Annotated in this window: 2 protein-coding genes; one reads left to right on the forward strand and one right to left on the reverse strand. The window is 60.8% G+C overall.

Going from position 1 to position 1,474, the window contains the following annotated elements:
- Nucleotides 1–208: DUF6124 family protein (locus DCO47_RS26745; protein WP_081489808.1), on the forward strand; the 208-nt coding region annotated here is incomplete at its 5' end.
- Between the two features lie 170 nt (nt 209–378).
- Here the strand turns inward: DCO47_RS26745 and DCO47_RS26750 are convergent.
- Nucleotides 379–1,359, reverse strand: a complete 981-nt coding sequence (locus tag DCO47_RS26750) for a LysR family transcriptional regulator (RefSeq protein ID WP_116659281.1) — start codon at nt 1,357–1,359, stop codon at nt 379–381.
- Between the last annotated feature and the right edge of the window lie 115 nt (nt 1,360–1,474).

Consider the following 1,474-nt stretch of genomic DNA (forward strand, 5'->3'; position numbering starts at 1 on the left):
CATGTACGCCGTCACCGCCGACACCAAAAACGAAGACCTGCTGGCCAACGCCTGCGAAACCCTCGCCTCGGCCAAAACCATCGCCCAGGAATTCGCCGGGCTGGTCAAACCATCGCAGCGGCGGACGCTGATGGGCATCGCGCAGTTGATCATGCTCGGAGAACTGGCGGTGAATCGGGTGCTGGATAATCTGGAGTTGCCGCAGTAGCGCTGCGTCACGATGATCGTTCCCACAGGGGATTCGTGTCGCTCTCACGGCTGCGGTTACAGCGCCGAATTTGTGGGAGCGAGCCTGCTCGCGAAGGCGGTTTGTCAGTCACTGAAGCTTCGACTGGCAGATTGCGTTCGCGAGCAGGCTCACTCCTACAGGGGATCGGGTCAAGGCTGGAACCATTCGTGGCGTTCGTTGAAGGTTTGCTGGATGAGGTCGGTGAGGACTTTGGTTTCGGGCACGTTTTGCGAGTCGGCGTTGACCGCGAGCCATGCGTGGAGCTGCATGGTCTCGGCGAATAATCCGGGCAGTGCGGTAAGGCCCCGGTCAAAGCGGCTCATATATGCCGGAAGCAAACCGATGCAGGCGCTGCAGCGGATCATCTCCAGCATCAACTCATAGGACTGCATCTGCACGACTCCGGCCAATCTCTGCTCCACCAGCTCATTCCATGGTCTGAAACTCTCCACCTGTCGATCATGCTGCCACTGCACCAGCATGAAATCCGCCAGATCTTCCGGCGTTTCCGGGCGCGCCGTCACCCGTGAATAGCGCTTGGCAATGTGCGGCAGATACTCGATCCGCGCGAGGTGTTGCGGTTCGCTGGTGGTGAACGTCGGGCCGGGAGTTGGGCTTTCACCGGGTGCGAGCCAGAGGACAATGTCGGCGCTGACGGCACGTAACGCCAGCTCACTGTCGAGGGCGATGATTTCCAGGCGCAGGCTGGCGTTGCGCCGCAGCAGTGCGATGAGGTCGCGGCCGAGGATGTCGTGGAGGATGGATTCGGCGATGGCGAGGCGGATCAGCGGTTGCTCGATGACCGGAAGTTTGCGTTCGTGGGCCAGGGTGATGAGTCGGGCCTGCAGTTGCTGGCCTTCGCGGGTGAGGCTGAGGTTGCTGCCCTGAAAACTGAACAGGCTGTGTTGCAGTTGCTGTTCGAGTTGCGCGAGTTGTTTGCGCAGCAGGGTCGAGCGCACGTTGAGGCTGCGCGCGGCCTGCATGAAGCAGCCGCAGCGGGCGCTGACCAGGAAGTATCGGGCGACTTCGCTGTCGATGGTGGCGGCCTGGGCGAGCCAGGATTCGGGTCTGGATTGAGGCGAGTGGTAATCAGCGGCGCCCGGGCGTCCTGCGGGTTCGGTGAATGACATTGATGACTCCCTGTCGATCTAATGTGGTTGTCGTTTCGCAATTCCTTTGTAGGAGTGAGCCTGCTCGCGATAGCGGTGTGTCAGCCGACATTTCTTAACCTGACATACCGCTATC

It is taken from the genome of Pseudomonas sp. NDM, assembly GCF_003105095.1.
GTDB classification, from domain to species: Bacteria; Pseudomonadota; Gammaproteobacteria; order Pseudomonadales; family Pseudomonadaceae; genus Aquipseudomonas; species Aquipseudomonas moraviensis_A.

Coding starts and splice junctions, on each gene's coding strand:
- DCO47_RS26750 (WP_116659281.1), bottom strand. CDS start 1,359: ATGTCATTCACCGAACCCGCAGGACGCCCGGGCGCCGCTGATTACCAC.